Annotated in this window: 15 protein-coding genes; 12 read left to right on the forward strand and 3 right to left on the reverse strand. The window is 62.7% G+C overall.

The window, feature by feature from the left end; genetic code table 11:
- The first annotated feature begins 10 nt into the window (after positions 1–10).
- The 9 genes from AWB65_RS20775 to AWB65_RS20815 all read left to right on the forward strand — a co-directional run bounded on the left by AWB65_RS20775 (position 11) and on the right by AWB65_RS20815 (position 11,069).
- Entirely contained in the window at positions 11–982 is a 972-nt protein-coding gene (locus AWB65_RS20775) for a dipeptidase (RefSeq protein ID WP_087668936.1), read from the forward strand.
- A 28-nt stretch (positions 983–1,010) separates the two neighbouring features.
- On the forward strand, positions 1,011–1,547 hold the full coding sequence (locus AWB65_RS20780) for a DUF5943 domain-containing protein (RefSeq protein WP_087668937.1): 537 nt from the start codon (positions 1,011–1,013) through the stop codon (positions 1,545–1,547).
- 35 nt (positions 1,548–1,582) lie between these two features.
- The gene (locus AWB65_RS20785; RefSeq protein WP_087668938.1) at positions 1,583–3,646 is read left to right on the forward strand and encodes an NADH:flavin oxidoreductase; all 2,064 of its coding nucleotides are present in this window, start codon (positions 1,583–1,585) and stop codon (positions 3,644–3,646) included.
- A 2-nt stretch (positions 3,647–3,648) separates the two neighbouring features.
- Positions 3,649–5,565: a (Fe-S)-binding protein gene (locus AWB65_RS20790; RefSeq protein ID WP_087668939.1), complete on the forward strand. Its 1,917-nt coding sequence runs from the start codon at positions 3,649–3,651 to the stop codon at positions 5,563–5,565.
- Positions 5,566–5,568: 3 nt separating this feature from the next.
- Positions 5,569–6,735, forward strand: a complete 1,167-nt coding sequence (locus AWB65_RS20795) for an electron transfer flavoprotein subunit alpha/FixB family protein (protein WP_087668940.1) — start codon at positions 5,569–5,571, stop codon at positions 6,733–6,735.
- A complete protein-coding gene (locus tag AWB65_RS20800; protein ID WP_087668941.1) occupies positions 6,732–7,490 on the forward strand; it encodes a drug:proton antiporter in 759 nt (252 codons plus the stop codon). Before AWB65_RS20795 ends, AWB65_RS20800 begins: the two co-directional genes overlap by 4 nt.
- 67 nt (positions 7,491–7,557) lie before the next feature.
- A complete protein-coding gene (locus tag AWB65_RS20805; RefSeq protein WP_087668942.1) occupies positions 7,558–8,871 on the forward strand; it encodes an aromatic ring-hydroxylating oxygenase subunit alpha in 1,314 nt (437 codons plus the stop codon).
- A gap of 34 nt (positions 8,872–8,905) precedes the next feature.
- On the forward strand, positions 8,906–10,087 hold the full coding sequence (locus AWB65_RS20810) for an FAD-binding oxidoreductase (RefSeq protein ID WP_087668943.1): 1,182 nt from the start codon (positions 8,906–8,908) through the stop codon (positions 10,085–10,087).
- Between the two features lie 124 nt (positions 10,088–10,211).
- The gene (locus tag AWB65_RS20815) at positions 10,212–11,069 is read left to right on the forward strand and encodes a glycine betaine ABC transporter substrate-binding protein (RefSeq protein WP_087668944.1); all 858 of its coding nucleotides are present in this window, start codon (positions 10,212–10,214) and stop codon (positions 11,067–11,069) included.
- 827 nt (positions 11,070–11,896) lie between these two features.
- Here the strand turns inward: AWB65_RS20815 and purU are convergent.
- The gene (gene purU / locus AWB65_RS20820; protein WP_087668945.1) at positions 11,897–12,769 is read right to left on the reverse strand and encodes a formyltetrahydrofolate deformylase; all 873 of its coding nucleotides are present in this window, start codon (positions 12,767–12,769) and stop codon (positions 11,897–11,899) included.
- Between the two features lie 124 nt (positions 12,770–12,893).
- Entirely contained in the window at positions 12,894–13,802 is a 909-nt protein-coding gene (locus tag AWB65_RS20825) for a choline sulfate utilization transcriptional regulator (RefSeq protein ID WP_087668946.1), read from the reverse strand.
- 124 nt (positions 13,803–13,926) lie between these two features.
- Between AWB65_RS20825 and betC the strand changes: the two genes are divergently transcribed.
- The 3 genes from betC to AWB65_RS20840 all read left to right on the forward strand — a co-directional run bounded on the left by betC (position 13,927) and on the right by AWB65_RS20840 (position 17,805).
- Positions 13,927–15,468 carry a choline-sulfatase gene (gene betC, locus AWB65_RS20830; protein ID WP_087668947.1) on the forward strand — a complete coding sequence of 514 codons (1,542 nt, stop codon included), beginning with the start codon at positions 13,927–13,929 and terminating at the stop codon, positions 15,466–15,468.
- Positions 15,469–15,498: 30 nt separating this feature from the next.
- Positions 15,499–16,446: a choline ABC transporter substrate-binding protein gene (locus tag AWB65_RS20835; protein ID WP_087668948.1), complete on the forward strand. Its 948-nt coding sequence runs from the start codon at positions 15,499–15,501 to the stop codon at positions 16,444–16,446.
- A gap of 210 nt (positions 16,447–16,656) precedes the next feature.
- Positions 16,657–17,805, forward strand: coding sequence for a porin (locus AWB65_RS20840; RefSeq protein ID WP_087668949.1), 1,149 nt, complete (start codon positions 16,657–16,659; stop codon positions 17,803–17,805).
- Between the two features lie 3 nt (positions 17,806–17,808).
- Here the strand turns inward: AWB65_RS20840 and AWB65_RS20845 are convergent, their stop codons facing one another.
- On the reverse strand, positions 17,809–18,789 hold the full coding sequence (locus tag AWB65_RS20845; RefSeq protein WP_087668950.1) for a GlxA family transcriptional regulator: 981 nt from the start codon (positions 18,787–18,789) through the stop codon (positions 17,809–17,811).
- Positions 18,790–19,321 lie beyond the last annotated feature (532 nt).

Consider the following 19,321-nt stretch of genomic DNA (forward strand, 5'->3'; position numbering starts at 1 on the left):
GGAGCTACAGATGAGCAACCTGCACGACGACAGCATCATCATCGACGGCCTGAACATTTCGAAGTTCGAGCGCTCGGTGTTCGAGGACATGAGAAAGGGCGGCGTGACGGCGGTGAACTGCACGGTGTCGGTCTGGGAAGATTTCCAGAAGACCATCGACAACATCGCTGAAATGAAGCAGCAGATCCGCGAATACAGCGAAATCCTCACGCTCGTGCGCACGGCCGACGACATCCTGCGCGCGAAGAAGGAAAACAAGACCGGCATCATTTTCGGCTTCCAGAACTCGTATGCGTTCGAGGACAACCTCGGCTATATCGAAGTGTTCAAGGAACTCGGCGTGAACGTGGTGCAGCTTTGCTACAACACGCAGAACCTCGTCGGCACCGGCTGTTATGAAGCGGACGGCGGCCTCTCCGGCTATGGCCGCGAGGTAATTCAGGAGATGAACCGCGTCGGCATTCTCGTCGATCTGTCGCACGTCGGCGCGAAGACTTCGTCGGACGCGATCGCCTGTTCGAAGGTGCCGGTCACGTATTCGCACTGCTGCCCGTCGGGTCTGAAGGAGCATCCGCGCAACAAGTCGGATGAACAGTTGAGAGAGATCGCCGATGCGAACGGCTTCGTCGGCGTGACGATGTTTTCGCCGTTCCTTAAGCGCGGCGCCGATGCAAATGTCGACGACTACCTCGAAGCGATCGATTACGTGATCAACGTGATCGGCGAAGACAAGGTGGGCATCGGCACCGACTTCACGCAAGGCTATTCCACCGAGTTCTTCGACTGGATCACGCACGACAAGGGCCGCTATCGCCGTCTGACGAACTTCGGCAAGGTCGTGAATCCGGAAGGCATCCGCACGATCGGCGAATTCCCGAACCTCACCGCGGCGATGCAAAAGGCGGGCTGGAGCGAGTCGCGCATCAAGAAGGTGATGGGCGAGAACTGGCTGCGCGTGTTCGGCGAAGTCTGGAACGTCTGATCGACCCAATATAAAAAGGACCCTCACGATGCAACCCCAACTGCCTATCGACGTCGATCCGAACACCGGCGTCTGGACCACCGACGCGCTGCCGATGCTCTACGTGCCGCGCCATTTTTTCACGAACAACCACACGGCGGTCGAGGAAGCGCTCGGCCGCGACGCCTACGCCGAGATCCTCTACAAGGCCGGCTACAAGTCCGCGTATCACTGGTGCGACAAGGAAGCGAAGCAGCATGGCTTAACCGGCATGGCCGTGTTCGAGCACTACCTGACGCGCCTGTCGCAACGCGGTTGGGGCATCTTCACGATCGTCGAATCCGATCCCTCGACTTCGCATGCGCGCATTGAACTGCACAACTCGTCGTTCGTGCTCGCGCAGCCGGGCAAGCAGGGCAAGCTCTGCTACATGTTCGCGGGCTGGTTCGCGGGCGCGATGGACTGGGTGAACGACACGGCCGCGCCCGAAGCGAAGAAAGGCCCGCGTTCGCACTCCATCGAAACGCAGTGCGCCGCCGAAGGGCACGACCACTGCGTGTTCGAAGTTTCGCCGCTCGCTTCCTAAGCGCGCCAAGCATATTCATTCCGAGGTCGATCGCGATGCGTTACCCCAACCTTTTCAAGCCTCTCACGCTGAACAAGCTGACCTTGCGCAACCGCATCGTCAGTACCGCGCACGCTGAGGTGTACGCGGAGCCGGGCGGCCTGCCGGGCGACCGCTATATCCGTTACTACGAAGAGAAGGCGAAGGGCGGCGTCGGGCTGGCCGTGTGCGGCGGTTCGAGCCCGGTATCGATCGACAGTCCGCAAGGCTGGTGGAAGTCGGTCAACCTCTCGACCGACAAGATCATCGATCCGCTCGCGCGTCTCGCCGAAGCCATGCATCGTCACGGCGCGAAGATCATGATCCAGGCGACGCACATGGGCCGCCGTTCCGCGTGGCATGGCGAGAACTGGCCGCATCTGATGTCGCCGTCCGGCGTGCGGGAGCCGGTGCATCGCGGGAACGCGAAGATCATCGAAGTGGAAGAGATTCGCCGCATCATCGCTGACTTTGCCACGGCCGCGAAGCGCGTGAAGGATGCGGGCATGGACGGCATCGAGATTTCGGCGGCGCACCAGCATCTGATCGATCAGTTCTGGAGCCCGCGTACGAACTTCCGCACCGACGAATGGGGCGGCTCGCTGGAAAACCGTCTGCGCTTCGGCACAGAAGTGCTGAACGCCGTGCGTGAAGCAGTGGGCGCGGATTTCTGCGTCGGCCTGCGCATGTGCGGCGACGAATTCCATGAAGACGGTCTCAATCACGAGCAACTGAAAGAGATCGCGCAGGCGATGTCGGAGTCGGGTCTGATCGATTACGTCGGCGTGATCGGTTCGGGTGCGGACACGCACAACACCCTCGCGAACTGCATGCCGCCGATGGCGCTGCCGCCCGAACCGTTCGTGCATCTCGCGGCGGGCATCAAGTCGGTGGTGAAGCTGCCGGTGATGCACGCGCAAAGCATCCGCGATGCGGGTCAGGCCGAGCGGCTGCTCGCGAACGGCATGGTCGATCTGGTCGGCATGACGCGCGCGCAGATCGCCGATCCGCACATGGTCATCAAGATCCGCGATGGCCGCGAAGATGAAATCAAGCAGTGCGTCGGCGCGAACTATTGCATCGACCGGCAGTACAACGGGCTCGACGTGCTGTGCGTGCAAAACGCCGCGACCTCGCGCGAAGAGACGATGCCGCATGTGATCGAAAAGACGCGCGGGCCGAAGCGCAAGGTCGTGGTCGTCGGCGCGGGTCCGGCCGGATTGGAAGCGGCGCGCGTGGCGAAGTCGCGTGGTCACGATGTCGTGCTGTTCGAGAAGAACGACTACGTCGGCGGTCAGATCATGCTGGCCGCGAAGGCGCCGCAGCGCGAGCAGATGGCGGGCATCGTGCGCTGGTTCGATATGGAGACGAAGCGCCTCGGCGTGGACCGGCGCCTGGGCGTCGCCGCTGACGACAAGATGATCATGGCCGAAAAGCCGGACATCATCGTGCTCGCGACGGGTGGCTCGTCGTTCACGCAGCAGGTGCCCGCGTGGGGTGTCGAAGAGGGCCTGGCGGTCAGCGCATGGGACGTGCTCTCGGGCAAGGTCGAGCCGGGCAAGAACGTGCTCGTCTACGACGGCGTCAGCACGCATGCGGGCGCGGGCGTCGCCGATTTCATGGCGAGCCGCGGCTCGAACGTGGAGATCGTGACGCCGGACGTGAAGGTCGCTGACGATGTCGGCGGCACGACGTTCCCGATCTTCTATCGCAGGCTGTATGCGCAGGGCGTGATCCACACGCCGAACTACTGGCTCGACAAGGTGTACGAGGAAGACGGCAAGAAGATCGCCGTGATCCGCAACGAGTACACGGAGGAGCAGGAAGAGCGCGCGGTCGATCAGGTGGTGATCGAGAACGGCAGCACGCCCAACGACGAGCTCTACTGGAAGCTAAAGCCGGAGTCGCTGAACCTCGGTCAGGTCGATGTGCAGAAGCTCTTCGCGTCGGAGCCGCAACCGTCGCTTGCCGAAGAACTCGGCAACGGCCGCTTCCTGCTGTTTCGCGTCGGCGATTGCATCTCCATGCACAACATCCACGGCGCGATCTACGACGCGCTGCGTCTTTGCAAGGACTTTTGACGATGAGCCCCGTGTTTGTCATCACCGTCTTGCTGTGGGTATCGGTGGCCGGTCTCGCGTTCGCGCTCGCAAAGCGCGCGGCTTACTGGCGCGAAGGGCGGGCCACCGCCGCGGGCGCTTACGGCTGGGCCAACCTGTTCACGATCCCCAAGCGTTATTTCGTCGACCTGCATCACGTGGTCGCGCGCGATCCGTATATCGCGAAGACGCACGTCGCGACGGCGGGTGGCGCGATCCTTGCGATGGCGCTCGTGTTCCTCAACTACGGCCTCGCGATCTACTCGCCGTGGCTCGACAAGCTGATCTTTCTGGCGGCTTTGGTCATGCTGGTGGGCGCGGTGTTCGTATGGCGCCGCCGTCATGGCGCGAAAGCGGTGCCTGCACGCCTCTCGCGTGGACCGTGGGACAGTCTGCCGCTTTTGCTCGGTTCGTTCGCGCTCGGGCTTGCACTCTTTGTCGTGCTGCCGGCTTCGGCGATGTCGGGTGCGCTTGCGATCCTCGTCGCGTTGCTGATCGCGGCAGGCGCGTTCACGATGACCTTTGGCGCGGCGCGCGGCGGTCCGATGAAGCACGCGATGGCGGGCCTGCTGCACCTCGCGTTTCATCCGCGCCAGGAGCGCTTCACGGGAAAGAGCCACGAGCATGACGTCGTCCCGCCGACGGCGCTCAAGATGCCCGTGCTCGATGCGAAGGAATACGGCGTCGGCAAGCCGGTCGAGTTTCGCTGGAACCAGTTGCTGAGTTTCGACGCCTGCGTGCAATGCGGCAAGTGTGAAGCGGCGTGTCCGGCATTTGCAGCGGGTCAGCCGCTGAACCCGAAGAAGCTGATTCAGGATCTCGTGACGGGTATGGTCGGCGGAACGGATGCGGCGTATGCAGGCAGCCCGACGCCCGGCATTCCGCTCGGCAAGCACGGCGGCGCACCGGGCAAGCCGCTGATTTCGAGCCTGATCGAAGCGGACACGATCTGGTCCTGCACGACCTGCCGCGCCTGCGTGCAGGAGTGCCCGATGCTGATCGAACACGTCGATGCGATCGTCGACATGCGGCGCAACCAGACGCTCGTCGAAGGCATCGTGCCGGGCAAGGGGCCGATCACGCTGTCGAACCTGCGTGAGACGGGCAGTTCGAACGGCTATGACATCGGCGCACGCTACGACTGGGCTGTCGATCTGCAAGTGCAGGTGGCGCAGCCGGGGCGTCCGGTCGACGTGCTGCTGATCGCAGGCGAAGGCGCGTTCGACATGCGCTATCAACGCACGCTGCGTGCGCTCGTGAAGGTGCTGAACAAGGCCGGTATCGATTATGCGGTGCTCGGCGGCGTGGAAACCGATACGGGCGACACGGCGCGCCGTCTCGGCGACGAAGCCACGTTCCAGCAATGCGCGAAGCAATTGATCGATACGCTCTCGCAGTATTCGTTCAGGAAGATCGTCACCGCCGATCCGCACGTCATGCACAGCTTGCGCAACGAATATCGCGCGCTCGGCGGGTTCTACGAGGTGCAGCATCACACCTCGCTGATCGCGGAGATCGTCGCGAGCGGCAAGCTCTCGCCGCGTGCCACCGCCGCGCTCGCCGAGAAGAAGATCACGTATCACGATCCATGCTATCTCGGCCGGTACAACGGCGAGATCGAAGCGCCGCGCAAACTGTTGAAGACGATCGGCATCAAGGTGGTCGAGATGGAACGCAACGGCATGCGCGGACGCTGCTGCGGCGGTGGCGGCGGCGCGCCGCTCACCGACATCCCGGGCAAGCAGCGCATTCCCGACATCCGCATCGCCGATGCGCGCGCGGTGAACGCGGAGATCGTCGCGGTTGGCTGCCCGAATTGCACGGCGATGCTGGAGGGTGTCGTGGGTCCGCGTCCAGAAGTGCTGGATGTGGCCGAACTCGTTGCCGCAGCGCTGGAGTGACCGATGAACGACAACATCAAACGAATCGATCCGCGCCGCCCGTTCACGATCACGGCCGATGGACTCAAGCGCATCACGTTGGGCGCAATCGGCACCGGCGGCGGCGCGATGAATCTTGCAGCCGCGTTCGGCGGCCATCGCGAGCAAGCGAAGCCGCGCCGCACGACTGCCGCGCCGCAGCGCACGCTGCTGGTCGCGGCGCACACGGACCGCGGCGCGCTGGATGACCACGCGCGCCAGGCGCTCGCCGCCGCTGCGTTGATCGCGGACGCGCAAACCGAAGTGGTTCTGCTCGCGTTCGGCGAATTCAGCGAGGACGCGGCCGCGCTCGGCGCGGACAAGCTGATCGCGCTGCCCGCACTCGACCGTCGGAGCTTCGCGCCCGAGGACGAGCTGAACGCGCTCGCCGCGTGCGTCGCCGCGTACGCACCGGCGCATATTTTCCTGCCCGACAACGCAACCGGTGACGGCGACCTCGGCCGTCGATACGCGGCGCGTGCGAACGCGAGTGTAGCGACGCAGGTCGTCGAGATCGATGCGAAGCACGTCGCGGTGTATGTGCAAGGCGGCAAGGCGTTCGCCTCGCGCGCGCTGCCCGAAGTGATCCTGCTCGCGCCGAATGCTGTCGATCCGAAGCTGCCGTTTTTGGGCGCCGGAGAGCGCGTCGAGGCGATCGGCATGGCGGCATCGGCGGATGGCTATCGCGATCTCGGTATCGAAGAGATCGATGCCGCGCAGGTCGCGCTCGAGGAAGCCGATTTCATCGTGTCGGCGGGCAACGGCGTGGGCGACGTCCCTGCGTTCGAGCGCCTCGCGCAGACGCTCGGCGCCGCGATCGGCGCGAGCCGTGTCGCGGTCGACGACGGCAAGTTCACGCGCGACAAGCAGATCGGTGCGACCGGCAAGACCGTCGATGCGAGCGTCTACATCGCGTTTGGCATTTCGGGCGCGGTGCAGCATTTGCAGGGCATCAAGGATTGCCGTCACGTGATCGCCGTCAACCTCGACGCCAGCGCGCCGATCGCCAAGCGCGCGAACCTCACGATCATCGCCGACGCGCAGGAAACGATCGCCGCCCTGACCGACGCTGCGGCCGCCGCGCGCAGCGCGCGCGGCACGGGCGCCGCATTGTTGAGCACGAAGCCGGTTGCAGAAGGAGCACTCGCATGAAGATCGCCGTACTGGTTTCGATCGGGCGCCATCCGGTGAGCGGCACTGCGCGCTACAGCCGCAACGACGCCGCCGCGCTGACGATGGCCCTGTCGATAGCGAAGGAGCGGCGCGCCTCGCTCGACGTGCTGCATGCGGGCGATCCGTCCGATCCCGCGTTGCAGGAATATCTCGCGCTGGGCGCGTCGCGCGTCGAAGTGCTCGATGTGGAGGGCGACGCAATCGCCGCGCTCGCCACGCGCCTGCAAGGCTACGACCTCGTCCTGACCGGCACGCGTGCCGAAGGCGCGTTCGACAGCGGCATGCTGCCCTATCGCCTGGCCGACGCGCTCGGCATCGCGCTCGTGGGCTCGGCGGTCGACGTATCGGTGAAGGAGGCGGGTGTCGAAGTCCGGCAATTCATGCCGAAGGGACTGCGCCGCCTCGTGCAGGCTGCTTTCCCCGCGCTCGTCGCCGTCCATCCGATGGCAAACGCCGCGCCGCGTTACGCCTACGCGCGTTTGCGCGAAGGCACGGTCGTGCCGGTCGTCACACGCGCCCCGGCGGACGCTGAAAACCTGCAATGGACCGTCAAGCCGGCGACGGCAAAACCGGTGCGCCTCGCCGCCGCCGAAAAGCGCTCGGGCCACGCGCGCATGCTTTCGGCAACGACGACCGAGAGCCGCGGCGGCAGCGTCGTAATTGAAGGGAGTTCCGTCGAAAAAGCACAAGTGATTCTGGCGTATTTGCGCGAGCATCAACTCGTCGATTACTGATTTTTCGAACCCACAAAAGCGGGCCTTCAGAGGCTCGAGAGCTCACTCAGGCACAACGGAGCACACGATGAAAGTTTCGGCAGACGTTCGCGCGATGATCGAACGCCGCAAGAAGGGCCATACGCTGGAAGCGCCCTTCTACACGAGCGAAGACATCCACGCGCTCGATCTCGACGCCATTTTCCGGCGCCACTGGATTCAGGTCGCGATCGAACCTGACGTGCCCGAGCCGGGCGATTACACGACCGTCGAAATCGGACACGATTCGATCCTGATCGTGCGCGACGACGACATGCAGATCCGCGCGTTCCACAACGTCTGCCGCCATCGCGGCGCGCGCCTGTGCAACTCGGAGAAGGGGTCGCTCGGCAATATCGTGTGTCCGTACCATAGCTGGACCTACAACCTGAATGGCGACCTGATGTTCGCCGAGCACATGGGCGACCAGTTCGACCGCTGCAAGCACAGCCTGAAAAAAGTGCATGTGGAGAATCTCGCGGGCCTGATCTTCATCTGTCTCGCCGACGAACCGCCCGCCGATTTCAGCGTGATGCGCGCCGCGATGGAGCCGTACATGTTGCCGCACGGCCTTGCAAACACGAAGATCGCGGCGTCGATCGATATCGTCGAGGAAGGCAACTGGAAGCTCACGATGGAGAACAACCGCGAGTGCTATCACTGCGTCGCGAACCATCCCGAGCTCACGATTTCGCTCTACGAATACGGCTTCGGCTATCAGCGCACGCCCGCTAACGAAGAAGGCATGGCGGCGTTCGAGGAAACCGTCGCGCGTCGCACCGCGCAGTGGGAAGCGATGAACCTGCCGTCGGCGGAAATCGAACGGCTCGCCGATCTCGTCACCGGTTTTCGCACGCAGCGCCTGCCGCTCGATCGCGATGGCGAATCGCAGACGCTCGACGCGAAGGTCGCATCGAAGAAACTGCTCGGCGGCTTCGAGCAGGCCGATCTGGGCGGACTTTCGTTCTGGACGCAACCGAACTCGTGGCATCACTTCATGAGCGACCACATCGTGACGTTCTGCGTGATCCCGCTCTCGGCGGGCAGGACGCTCGTGCGCACGAAGTGGCTCGTGCACAAGGACGCGCGCGAAGGCATCGACTACGACGTGAACAACCTCACGGCCGTGTGGCGCGCGACGAATGATCAGGACCGCACGCTCGTCGAGTATTCGCAGCGCGGCGCGACGAGCAGCGCGTACGAGCCGGGCCCGTATTCGCCGTTCACCGAAGGCCTCGTCGAGAAGTTCTGCGAGTGGTACATCGCGCGTCTCGCCGACTACGCCGAAGCACCCGAAGCCCAACCACCGGCCGATGCAGCGACGGCTTCGCACGGCGAGAAAGTCGTGTCCTTCATGCGCTAATGGCGCCGCCTGAAACAGGAAGCAGGAGAAACAGATGATGCGCGATCAGGCGGTCTTTCAGAGCACGAGCCGTGTCACCCAGCCGCAATTCTGGGGAGCGCTGCCGGCGCGCTGGGACAGCGACACCGACGACACCCTCGTCTGCTGCCATGTCCGGCAGGAAACGCACGACGTGAAGAGCTTTTTCTTCCGCGCGCCGGCCGAACGTGCGTTCGTCTTCGAGCCGGGGCAGTTCATCACGCTGGAACTCGACATCGACGGCGAGACGATCAATCGCTGCTACACGATCTCGTCACCACCGACGCGGCCGCACACGATTTCGATCACCGTCAAGCGCGTGCCGGGTGGCAAGGTCTCGAACTGGCTGCACGATAACCTGCAGCCGGGTTCGAGCGTCCGCGTGCTCGGGCCGTCGGGTGAGTTCACCTGCGCGCGGCATCCGGCGCGCAAGTTCCTGTTTCTCTCGGCGGGATCGGGCGTCACGCCGCTGATGTCGATGAGCCGCGCGCATCACGAGCTGGGCGAAGACAGCGACATCGTGTTCGTGCACAGCGCCCGCACACCTGACGACATCATCTTCGCGCGCGAACTCGATTTGATCGCGTCGAATCAAACGAATTTCCGCACGGCGTTCGTGTGCGAGCGCGTTGGGGCGCGTACGAGCTGGCCGGGCGTCACCGGCTTTCTGACGCTGCCGCTCCTGAAGCTGATCGCGCCGGACTTTCTCGAACGCGAAGTCTTTACCTGCGGGCCTGCACCGTACATGAAGGCCGTGCGCCATCTGCTCGACGAAGGCGGCTTTGATCGCAAGCAGTATCACGAAGAGAGCTTCTCGTTCGAAACGATCTCCGAAGTCGCCGCGCAACTGGCGACGGCGCATGTCGCCGATGCGTTGCATGGAACGCTTTCCGAAAACGTCGTCGGCTTTGCACCGGCGCCCGCGCCAGTCGAGACGAAGTTCAAGGTGAGCTTCGCGAAGAGCAATCGCGAGATCGAATGCGGCAGCGGGCAGCACGTGCTCGATGCCGCGAAGAAAGCGGGCGTGAGGCTCGCGGCATCGTGTACGCAGGGCATGTGCGGGACGTGCAAGGTCAAGCTCGTCTCGGGTGAAGTCGAGATGAAGCACGCGGGCGGCATCCGCCAGCGCGAAATCGATCAGGGGATGGTGCTGCTGTGCTGTAGCAAACCGAAGACGGATCTCGTCGTCGACAAGTAAGACGATTACTGATGACAGGCGACGTCGCAACAAGACAACTGGACGTCGCAAAACAACGTTACACGCCAATTCTGGCTGGCGATTCTGAGTGCTCAACGGCACGGACGGGAACGGGAGAACGACGATGAGACTGATCAAAAAACTGCTTGTCTTGAGCACAATGAGCGCGGCGCTGGCGGCAGTGAGCGTCGGCGTCTCGGCCGATACGAAACCCACCATCAAAATCGGCTACGTCGAAGGATGGGACGACAGCGTCGCGACCTCGAACGTGGCGGCGCGCATCATCGAGAAGCGCCTGGGTTACGAAGTGAAGCTCGTGCCGGTGGCAGCCGGCGTGATGTGGCAGGGCGTGGCGCGTGGCGACCTCGACGCCACGCTGTCCGCGTGGCTGCCGATCACGCACGGCGCGTACTGGAACAACTTCAAGGACAAGGTCGTCGACCTGGGTCCGAACTTCAACGATGCGAAGATCGGCCTGATCGTGCCGGAGAACGTCGATGTGAAGAGCCTCGACGATCTGCAGGCGAAGAAGGCGGAGTTCGGTTCGCGCATCGTCGGTATCGATGCGGGCGCGGGCGTCATGCAGAAGACGAGCGAAGCGATCAAGGCGTACAAGCTCGATTACCAGTTGATGCCGAGTTCGGGTAGCGCGATGACGGCGGAACTGGCGCGTTCGGAAGCGGCTAGCAAGCCGATTATCGTGACGGGCTGGAAGCCGCACTGGATGTTCGCGAAGTACAAGCTGAAATTCCTCGAAGATCCGAAGAAGGTGTTTGGTGAGGCCGAGCATGTGGATAGCGTCGTGAATCCGGAGCTGGAGAAGAAGGCGCCGACGGTTGTCGCGTTCCTGAAGAAGTTCCAGTGGAAGCCGGGCGAGATCGACAGCGTGATGCTCGCGACGCAAAACGGCGAGAAGCCGACAGCCGCCGCCGATGCGTGGATCGGCGCGCATGGCGATCGGGTGGATAGCTGGGTGAAGTAGTGGGGTCGCTGGCGCTCGGGGGTGGGGTTGGGGTTGGGGTTTCAACCGTTTGATGCGCTTGTGCTCCGATGGAACTTGCTTTCTTTGCGGTTTATTAGCTCTGCCCCTGTCCGGGGCGGGACTCACTTTCTTTGCTGCTGCAAAGAAAATAAGCAAAGAAAGCAGCTTCCAACCGCCAGTGCTAACGGTCCATCACTCGCATAAAGAGCGGATTGGCGCTGGAGAGTAAGTGTCGCCCTCACGGTAGAACCCGGCTTGGCTCGCGGACCCACTGTGGCGACGCGCGCTTTCTCTGAGTGGTATGCACTCCGGTTGGCTCCGTCCTCGCTTCGCTCGGACGGTGGGCTCACTGAAACCCATCGTTTCTCCGGTGCTCACACTTCGAGCCACGGTTAGCGACTTTTTGCTCCTTGGTTAGTCTGCCTACGTCAATTGCCCTGGTCTGCGGCATGTGGACTACTGCTGACCTTAATTCACACGCGGTGCACCCCACGTCTGAGCGCGTAGCGCGAGGACGGATGTATGACTGCGGCACCTGTCCGTTGTACTGCTAGTTGCCACAGTGGGTCCGCGAGCCAAGCCGGGTTCCACCGTGAGGGCGACACTTACTCTCCAGCGCCAATCCCAATCAAACGCTAGTGATGGATTGGAGCACTGGCGGTTGGAAGCTGCTTTCTTTGCTTACTTTCTTTGCAGCAGCAAAGAAAGTGAGTCCCGCCCCGGACAGGGGCAGAGCAAATAGACCGAAAAGAAAGCAAGTTTCATAGAAGCCTAAGCGCATCAAACGGTTGAAACCCCAACCCCAACCCCAACCCAAGCGCCAGCGCCTACAACACAACCGTCCGATCCCCATTAATAAACACGCGCCGCTCGATAAACGCCTTCACTGCCCGCGCGAGCGTAATGCATTCCACATCGCGCCCCGTCGCGAGCAGCCGCTCCGGGCTGTACGAATGATCGACGCGTTCCACTTCCTGCTCGATGATCGGGCCTTCGTCGAGATCGTCGGTGACGAAGTGCGCCGTCGCGCCGATCAGCTTCACGCCACGCGCATGCGCCTGGTGATAAGGCTTCGCGCCCTTGAAGCCGGGCAGGAACGAGTGATGGATGTTGATCGCGCGCGCCGCGAGCTTGCGGCTCGTGTCGCCGGAAAGGATCTGCATGTAGCGCGCGAGGATCATCAATTCGGCGCCCGAGCTCTCGAACAAGTCGATGAGACGCGCTTCCTGCTGCTGCTTGGTATCGGCGGTGATCGGCAGATGATGAAACGGCAGGCCATGCTGCACGGCGAGCGGTTCGAGATCACGATGATTCGACCCGATCCCGACAATATCCATCTTCAACTCGCCCATGCGCCAGCGGAACAGCAGATCGGCGAGACAGTGCTCCAGCTTCGACACCATGATCAACACCTTCGGCCGCGCGCCGACGTCGTGCATCGCCCACGTCATGTGAAAACGCACCGCGATCGATTCGAACTCGCGCTTGAGCGCCTCGATCTGCAACGTCTCGTCGCGCTCGACGCCATGAAACACGCAGCGCACGAAAAAGCGCTCGCTCAGGTCGTCGTCGAAGACGGTCAGTTCGTCGATGTAGCAATGATGCCGGTCGAGAAAGCCGACGACGGCGGCAACCTGGCCCGCCGCGCTCGGACACGCCACGGTAAGCACCAGTTGATGAGGACGGGAATCGGCGGACATGCGCTCTCCAGAGTGCGATTGGTCCGCGCCGCGAATACGGCGCGCATGTTCGCAGTAGAGCAAATGGAAGGCACGCGCGGATAGAAGCTAAACGCCGTGACGCTGGAACGGGAGCGTCAAAGCGTCATTCGATGCCGCATTCGTCCAGCAGCCACTGGCGAAACGCTGTGATCGTGGGCGTCGGGGCACGCTGGGTGGCAAGCAAATAGCCGCGCTCGGTCACGACGGGCGCATCGAAGAGCGGCACGAGTTGTCCCGTCGCGATCAGTTCATTGACGAGCGGCGCCCAGCCAAGTGCCACGCCTTGCCCCATGATCGCCGCGTGCGCGACGAACGCGTAGCTGTTGAACGTGATGCCGCGATGCGCGGGCGGCGCATTGAGCCCGTGCGCGCCGAACCAGTCATTCCACGAGAGCCAGCGCGCGGGCGTGGTCGGTTCGAGATGCAGTAAAGGGAGCGTCGCAAGATCGGTGGGCACGCGCGGCTTCGCATTGGCCGCGAGAAACGACGGGCTGCACACTGGCGTGACCTCCTCGGCAAACAGCTTCACGACATCATGCGCGCCCCAGTCAGCGTGCGGATCGCCGAAAGCGATCGCGATGTCCGCATGATCGTGCGAGGTATCGAAAACGTTTTGTGACGTGATGATCTTCACATCCACGTCGGGCATCAGTGCCTTGAATTGCGAGAGCCGCGGCATCAGCCAATAAGTAGCGAAGCCGAAATCGGTGGAGAGCGTGAGCGTGCGCGGCGTGTGGCGCGCGCGGATATCAGCGGTGGCAAGGCGGATCGTGTCGAGTGCCTGCCGCACAGCTTCGAAGAGACGCGTGCCGTCTTCGGTCAGCGTGACGCCGCGATGACCGCGCTCGAAGAGCGGCGCGCCGAGCGCTTCCTCGAGTTGCACGACGCGCTGACTGACCGCCGGCTGCGTCGAGCCGAGTTCGCGCGCGGCCGCGGTGAAGCTCGCGAGACGCGCAGCGGACTCGAACATCGATAGCGCCTGCATCGGCGGCAAGCGGTCCTGCCTCGGCATAACTCCCCCTTATGGGCACATAACGAATTGCCGTCTTCACAGCGCGCTAATGACCGGCAATAGTGGCGTTCATGGCCACGCCCGCGCGCGGCCGCTTGTTCGATTCTATTCGAGGCACGTTCACATGCTCAGCACGAAACAAAATATCCTTATCCTCATGGCCGACCAGATGACACCGTTCGCGCTCGCCGCTTACGGGCATCGCCTGACGAAGACGCCGAATCTCGATCGGCTCGCGAAAGAGGGCGTCGTGTTCGATTCGGCCTATTGTGCGAGCCCTCTGTGCGCGCCGTCGCGTTTCTCGTTTCTGTCGGGCAAGCTGCCTTCAAAAATCGGCGCGTATGACAACGCGGCAGAGTTTCCGTCGCAAACGCTGACGTTCGCGCATTACCTGCGCGCGGAGGGGTATCGCACGGTGCTATCGGGCAAGATGCATTTCTGCGGTGCAGATCAATTGCATGGCTTCGAGGAGCGCCTCACCACCGACATCTATCCCGCCGATTTCGGCTGGACACCCGACTGGGAGCACTTCGAAAAGCGCCCGACGTGGTATCACAACATGAGCTCGGTGATCGACGCGGGTCCGTGCGTGCGCACGAATCAGCTCGACTTCGACGATGAAGTCACGTTCACCACGCGTCAAAAGCTCTTCGACATCGCGCGCGAACGCAACGCCGGCCGCGACGCGCGACCGTTCTGCATGGTCGCGTCGCTCACGCATCCGCACGACCCGTACGCGATCCCGCAGAAGTACTGGGACATGTATCGCGACGAAGACATCGAGATGCCCGTGCATCGCGATTCGCTGGAAGCCAGCGATCCGCATTCAAAGCGCCTGCGCTACGTCTATGAAGCGGATCGCACGCCGCCCACCGACCAGCAGATTCGCAACGCACGCCGCGCGTACTATGGCGCGATCTCCTACGTCGACGATCAGTTCGGCGCGATCCTCGAAGCGCTGAAGGAATCGGGGCTTGACAAGGACACGATCGTCATCGTCACGTCGGATCACGGCGAGATGCTCGGCGAGCGGGGCCTCTGGTACAAGATGACGTTCTTCGAAGGCGGCTGTCGCGTGCCGCTCATCGTGCACGCGCCGCAGCAATTCGATGCGCATCGCGTGGGCGCGTCGGTCTCGCATCTGGACTTGCTGCCGACGCTCGTCGAACTCGGCCGGGGCACGCCGCGCGACGCATGGCCCGACGCGCCCGATGGACGCAGCCTCGTGCCGCATCTGCGCAACGAGCGCGATACGCACGATGAAGCCATCGGCGAATATCTCGGTGAAGGTGCTATCGCGCCGATCGTGATGCTGCGGCGCGGGCGCTTCAAGTTCATCCACACGCCCGCCGATCCCGATCAGCTTTACGATCTTCAGAACGATCCGCTCGAACGCAACAACCTGGCATCTAACGCGGATCATGCAAAGGAAGCCGCTGCGTTTCGCGAAGAGATTGCGAAGCGCTGGGATCTCGCCGCATTGCACGATCAAGTCATCGCGAGCCAGCGTCGCCGCCACTTTCATTTCGAAGCGACCACGCGCGGCGTGATCGAATCGTGGGACTGGCAGCCGCATGTGGATGCGAGCCAGCGCTATATGCGCAATCACATCGATCTCGATGCGCTGGAAGCGATGGCCCGCTTTCCGGCCGTCGCTCATTCCTGAGCCACACCTACCCACACCAAGGAAGCCGACATGAAAAAGCCCTTCAAACAAGCGGTATTCGGCGCGGCCCTGCTATGCGCGGCGGCTATCGCTTCGGCCGCCGAGCCGCAGGCCTGCACGCAAGTGCGCATGGCAGGGCCCGGCTGGTCCGATATCGACGCCACCAATGCAATGACCGGCGTCGTGCTTAAGGCGCTCGGCTACAAGCAGAATGTGGCGAACCTCTCGGTGCCGATTACTTATCAGGGCTTGAAGAAAGGGCAGATCGATGTGTTCCTCGGCAACTGGATGCCAGCGCAGGCGCCGCTCGTGAAGCCGTTCGTCGAGGAGAAATCGATCGATGTCGTACATCCGAATCTGAGCAACGCGAAGTTCACGCTGGCTGTTCCCGACTACGTGGCAGCGGCGGGCGTCCATACGTTTGCGGACCTCGAGAAGAACGCCGACAAGTTCGACAGCAAGATCTACGGCATCGAACCGGGCGCGCCGGCGAACCAGAACATCAAGAAGATGGTTGATGAAAAGGCGTTCGGTTTAGGCGGCTGGAAGCTCGTGGAGTCGAGCGAAACCGCCATGTTGACGCAAGTCGATCGAGCCGTGCGAGACAAGAAATGGATTGTATTTTTGGCGTGGGAACCGCACTTGATGAACACGAAGTTCAAGCTGACTTATCTCGATGGCGGCGACCAGTACTTCGGCCCGAACTACGGCGGCGCCACCGTGAACACGGTCGCGCGTTCGGGTTACGAGGCGCAATGCCCGAACGTCGCGCGGCTTTTCAAGCAGCTCACGTTCAATGTCGATCTTGAGAACGGCGTCATCACCGAAGTGCTAGAGAAGAAGACGAGCCTCGACCTGGCCGCGACCGATGCGTTGAAGCGCCACCCCGAGTTGCTCAAGACCTGGCTCAACGGCGTGAATACCGCGAGCGGCGCGAACGGCCTTCAGGCGGTGCAGACGGCGCTTGGCGTGAAATAGCGGCGTAGTCGCAACTGGACAGATTCGCGTCGCAATGGGTCGAGCGGTCATCAATATGGACCCTTACTTTTACGTCATCGACGCATGCGTCAATGCGCCGCTCAAGCTGCACTGCAACCCCAAGCCCCACGTCACACGAAGGCCGCTGACATCGCGCGGCGGCTTTCGCTTCGTCCATTCAAACACGCAGGTCCAGCAGGGGAAAGCCAGATGAAGAAAAGAAATGCCGCCCGGCTCGCAGGACTCACGCTAGCGGCGAGCACCGCCAGCGCGCCCGCGATCGTCCATGCGCAAAGCAGCGTCACGCTATACGGCATCATCGATGCGGGCATCACCTACGTGAGCAACACCGGTGGCGCGCATGCCTGGAGGTTCGACGACGGCATTTCATACGGCAACCGGATCGGCTTCAAAGGCGTCGAGGATCTCGGCGGCGGCCTGCAGGCGGTCTTCGTGCTCGAATCGGGCTTTCGCCTGGGCACCGGGCGTTACACGTTCGGCGGCGCCGAGTTCGGACGGCAGGCGTATGTGGGCCTGAAGAATTCATGGGGCACGTTCTCGCTCGGCAACCAGCTCGACATGACCGAGGAGTTCGTCTATCTCTACAACATCTCGGCGTGGGGCAGCGGCTACGCGATCCACCAAGGCGACTTCGACCGCATGAATGGTGACCGCCTGCCGAACTCGGTCAAGTTCCTGTCGAACGATTTCGCCGGCTTCACGTTCGGCGGCATGTATTCGTTCGGCAACCAGGCGGGCAACTTCCATCAGAACAGCGCGTGGAGCGTGGGCGCGCACTATGCACGCAACACGTTCAACATCGGCGCGGCCTATACGCAGTTGAACAATCCGTTCGGCATCTACGCGTTCGACCCTTACGCGATGATCGGCACGCGCACGTTCCTTGGCCAGCCGACCGTCTCCGTCGACCCGGCGACGGGCGCCGTGACGGACCTGTACAGCACCAACGCGTTTCCGGTCGACAAGCAGGGCGCGTTCGCGATCGGCGCCGCGTACTCGTTCGGCGACTTGATGCTTTCGGGCAACTTCACCTACACGACGATCAAGGGCTTGGGCGAGACCTCGCACATGCAGGTGTATGAGGGCGGCGCATCGTACAGCTTCACGCCGGCACTCGCGCTCTATGGCGGCTATCAGCACACGCGCTTCGAGGGCAATCACTGGAATCAGGGATCGCTCGGGCTGCACTATCTGCTGTCGAAGCGCACCGATGTCTATATTTCCGGCGACTACCTGCGCGCATCGGATGGCGTGAACGCGGTGATCGGCTATAGCTTTACGCCGTCGTCGTCGAACACTCAGAGCGACGTGCGGATCGGCATGCGGCATTCGTTTTAAACGCTATTCGCTGACGGCTTCCAATGTTTGACCGGAAGCCGTCGAGCGCAATGCGCTGCGGTCGTGTCGCGGGCTCGTGCCGAAGCGCACTCGATACGTGCGCGAAAAATGCGATGGCGACTCGAAGCCGCACGCGACGCACACCGCCATGATCGACATGTCGGTCTGCTGCAGCAATTCGCGCGCACGCGTGAGGCGCAGGCCGAGATAGAAGTGCGTCGGCGTATCCTTGAGCGCCGAGCAGAAGAGGCGTTCGAGCTGGCGCCGCGTCACGCCGATCGACTCGGCGAGTTCATCGGGCGAGAGCGGCTCTTCCATGTGCTGCTCCATCACGCCGATGACCTGAATCAGCTTGCGATTGTGGATGCCGTAGCGCGCCGCGATCTCCATGCGCTGATGATCCGAGCGCTGCCGGATGCGCCCGAGCACGAACTGCTCCGACACCTGCGCCGCGAGTTCCGCGCCATGACGCCGCGCGATCACATCGAGCATCAGATCGATCGATGCGGTGCCGCCTGCGCACGTGATGCGCCGTTCGTCGATTTCGAACAACTCCTGGCTCACTTCCAGGGACGGATAACGCTCCTTGAACGCCGACGCGGCTTCCCAATGCACGGTGGCGCGCTTGTTTTCGAGCAGGCCCGCTTCGGCGAGCAGGAAGCTCCCCGTATCGATGCCGCCGAGCGTCACGCCCGCGCGATCCAGCCGCCGCAGCCAGTCGCCGATCTCGCGCGTATAGCACGCAAGCGGCTCGAAACCCGCGACGACGAAGACGGCGCTCGCGTTTTTCACGGTATCGAAGGCGCCTTCGGCGTTGAGCGAAATGCCGTTGCTCGCGGTGACGGGGCCGCCGTCGGCGCTCAGAATGTGCCATCGATACAGCGCGCCGCTGAAGCGGTTCGCGACGCGCAACGGTTCAATCGCCGACATGAAGCCGATCGACGAGAACTCGGGCAGCAGCAGGAAGCAGAAGTCTTCGGTCATCGGGTGATGAGACGCGTTAGGCAACTCGTCAACGTAACAAGCCTAAATGTGGTGTGCAATCGGGCGTCGCCCGGGGGGGTGTTTGTTTCAACCGTTTGATGCGCTTGTGCTCCGATGGAACTTGCTTTCTTTGCGGTTTATTAGCTCTGCCCCTGTCCGGGGCGGGACTCACTTTCTTTGCTGCTGCAAAGAAAGTAAGCAAAGAAAGCAGCTTCCCACCGCCAGTGCTAACGGTCCATCACTCGCATAAGAACGGATTGGCGCTGGAGAGTAAGTGTCGCCCTCACGGAGGAACGAGGCTTGGCTCGCGGACCCACTGTGGCAACGCGCAGTACAACGGACCGGTGCAGCAGTCATACATCCATCCTCGCGCTACGCGCTCAGACGTGGGGTGCACCGCGCAAAGAATCCAAGGTAACAGGGAGCGCAAGCACGAGATGGCTTTTGTGAACCCCACGTCGGAGCGAAGCGAGGACGGAGCCAAACGGAGTGCATACCACTCCGAGGAAGTGCGCGTTGTCACAGTGGGTCC

Origin of the sequence: Caballeronia humi, assembly GCF_001544475.1 — a bacterium.
GTDB lineage: Bacteria > Pseudomonadota > Gammaproteobacteria > Burkholderiales > Burkholderiaceae > Caballeronia > Caballeronia humi.

Excerpts from the sequence above, each read along its gene's own strand:
- AWB65_RS20790 (WP_087668939.1), top strand. The coding sequence starts at position 3,649 with ATGAGCCCCGTGTTTGTCATCACCGTCTTGCTGTGGGTATCGGTGGCC.
- AWB65_RS20845 (WP_087668950.1), bottom strand. The coding sequence starts at position 18,789 with ATGACCGAAGACTTCTGCTTCCTGCTGCTGCCCGAGTTCTCGTCGATC.
- AWB65_RS20775 (WP_087668936.1), top strand. The coding sequence starts at position 11 with ATGAGCAACCTGCACGACGACAGCATCATCATCGACGGCCTGAACATT.
- AWB65_RS20825 (WP_087668946.1), bottom strand. The coding sequence starts at position 13,802 with ATGCCGAGGCAGGACCGCTTGCCGCCGATGCAGGCGCTATCGATGTTC.
- AWB65_RS20780 (WP_087668937.1), top strand. The coding sequence starts at position 1,011 with ATGCAACCCCAACTGCCTATCGACGTCGATCCGAACACCGGCGTCTGG.
- purU (WP_087668945.1), bottom strand. The coding sequence starts at position 12,769 with ATGTCCGCCGATTCCCGTCCTCATCAACTGGTGCTTACCGTGGCGTGT.
- betC (WP_087668947.1), top strand. The coding sequence starts at position 13,927 with ATGCTCAGCACGAAACAAAATATCCTTATCCTCATGGCCGACCAGATG.
- AWB65_RS20795 (WP_087668940.1), top strand. The coding sequence starts at position 5,569 with ATGAACGACAACATCAAACGAATCGATCCGCGCCGCCCGTTCACGATC.
- AWB65_RS20815 (WP_087668944.1), top strand. The coding sequence starts at position 10,212 with ATGAGACTGATCAAAAAACTGCTTGTCTTGAGCACAATGAGCGCGGCG.
- AWB65_RS20805 (WP_087668942.1), top strand. The coding sequence starts at position 7,558 with ATGAAAGTTTCGGCAGACGTTCGCGCGATGATCGAACGCCGCAAGAAG.
- AWB65_RS20810 (WP_087668943.1), top strand. The coding sequence starts at position 8,906 with ATGATGCGCGATCAGGCGGTCTTTCAGAGCACGAGCCGTGTCACCCAG.
- AWB65_RS20840 (WP_087668949.1), top strand. The coding sequence starts at position 16,657 with ATGAAGAAAAGAAATGCCGCCCGGCTCGCAGGACTCACGCTAGCGGCG.
- AWB65_RS20800 (WP_087668941.1), top strand. The coding sequence starts at position 6,732 with ATGAAGATCGCCGTACTGGTTTCGATCGGGCGCCATCCGGTGAGCGGC.
- AWB65_RS20835 (WP_087668948.1), top strand. The coding sequence starts at position 15,499 with ATGAAAAAGCCCTTCAAACAAGCGGTATTCGGCGCGGCCCTGCTATGC.
- AWB65_RS20785 (WP_087668938.1), top strand. The coding sequence starts at position 1,583 with ATGCGTTACCCCAACCTTTTCAAGCCTCTCACGCTGAACAAGCTGACC.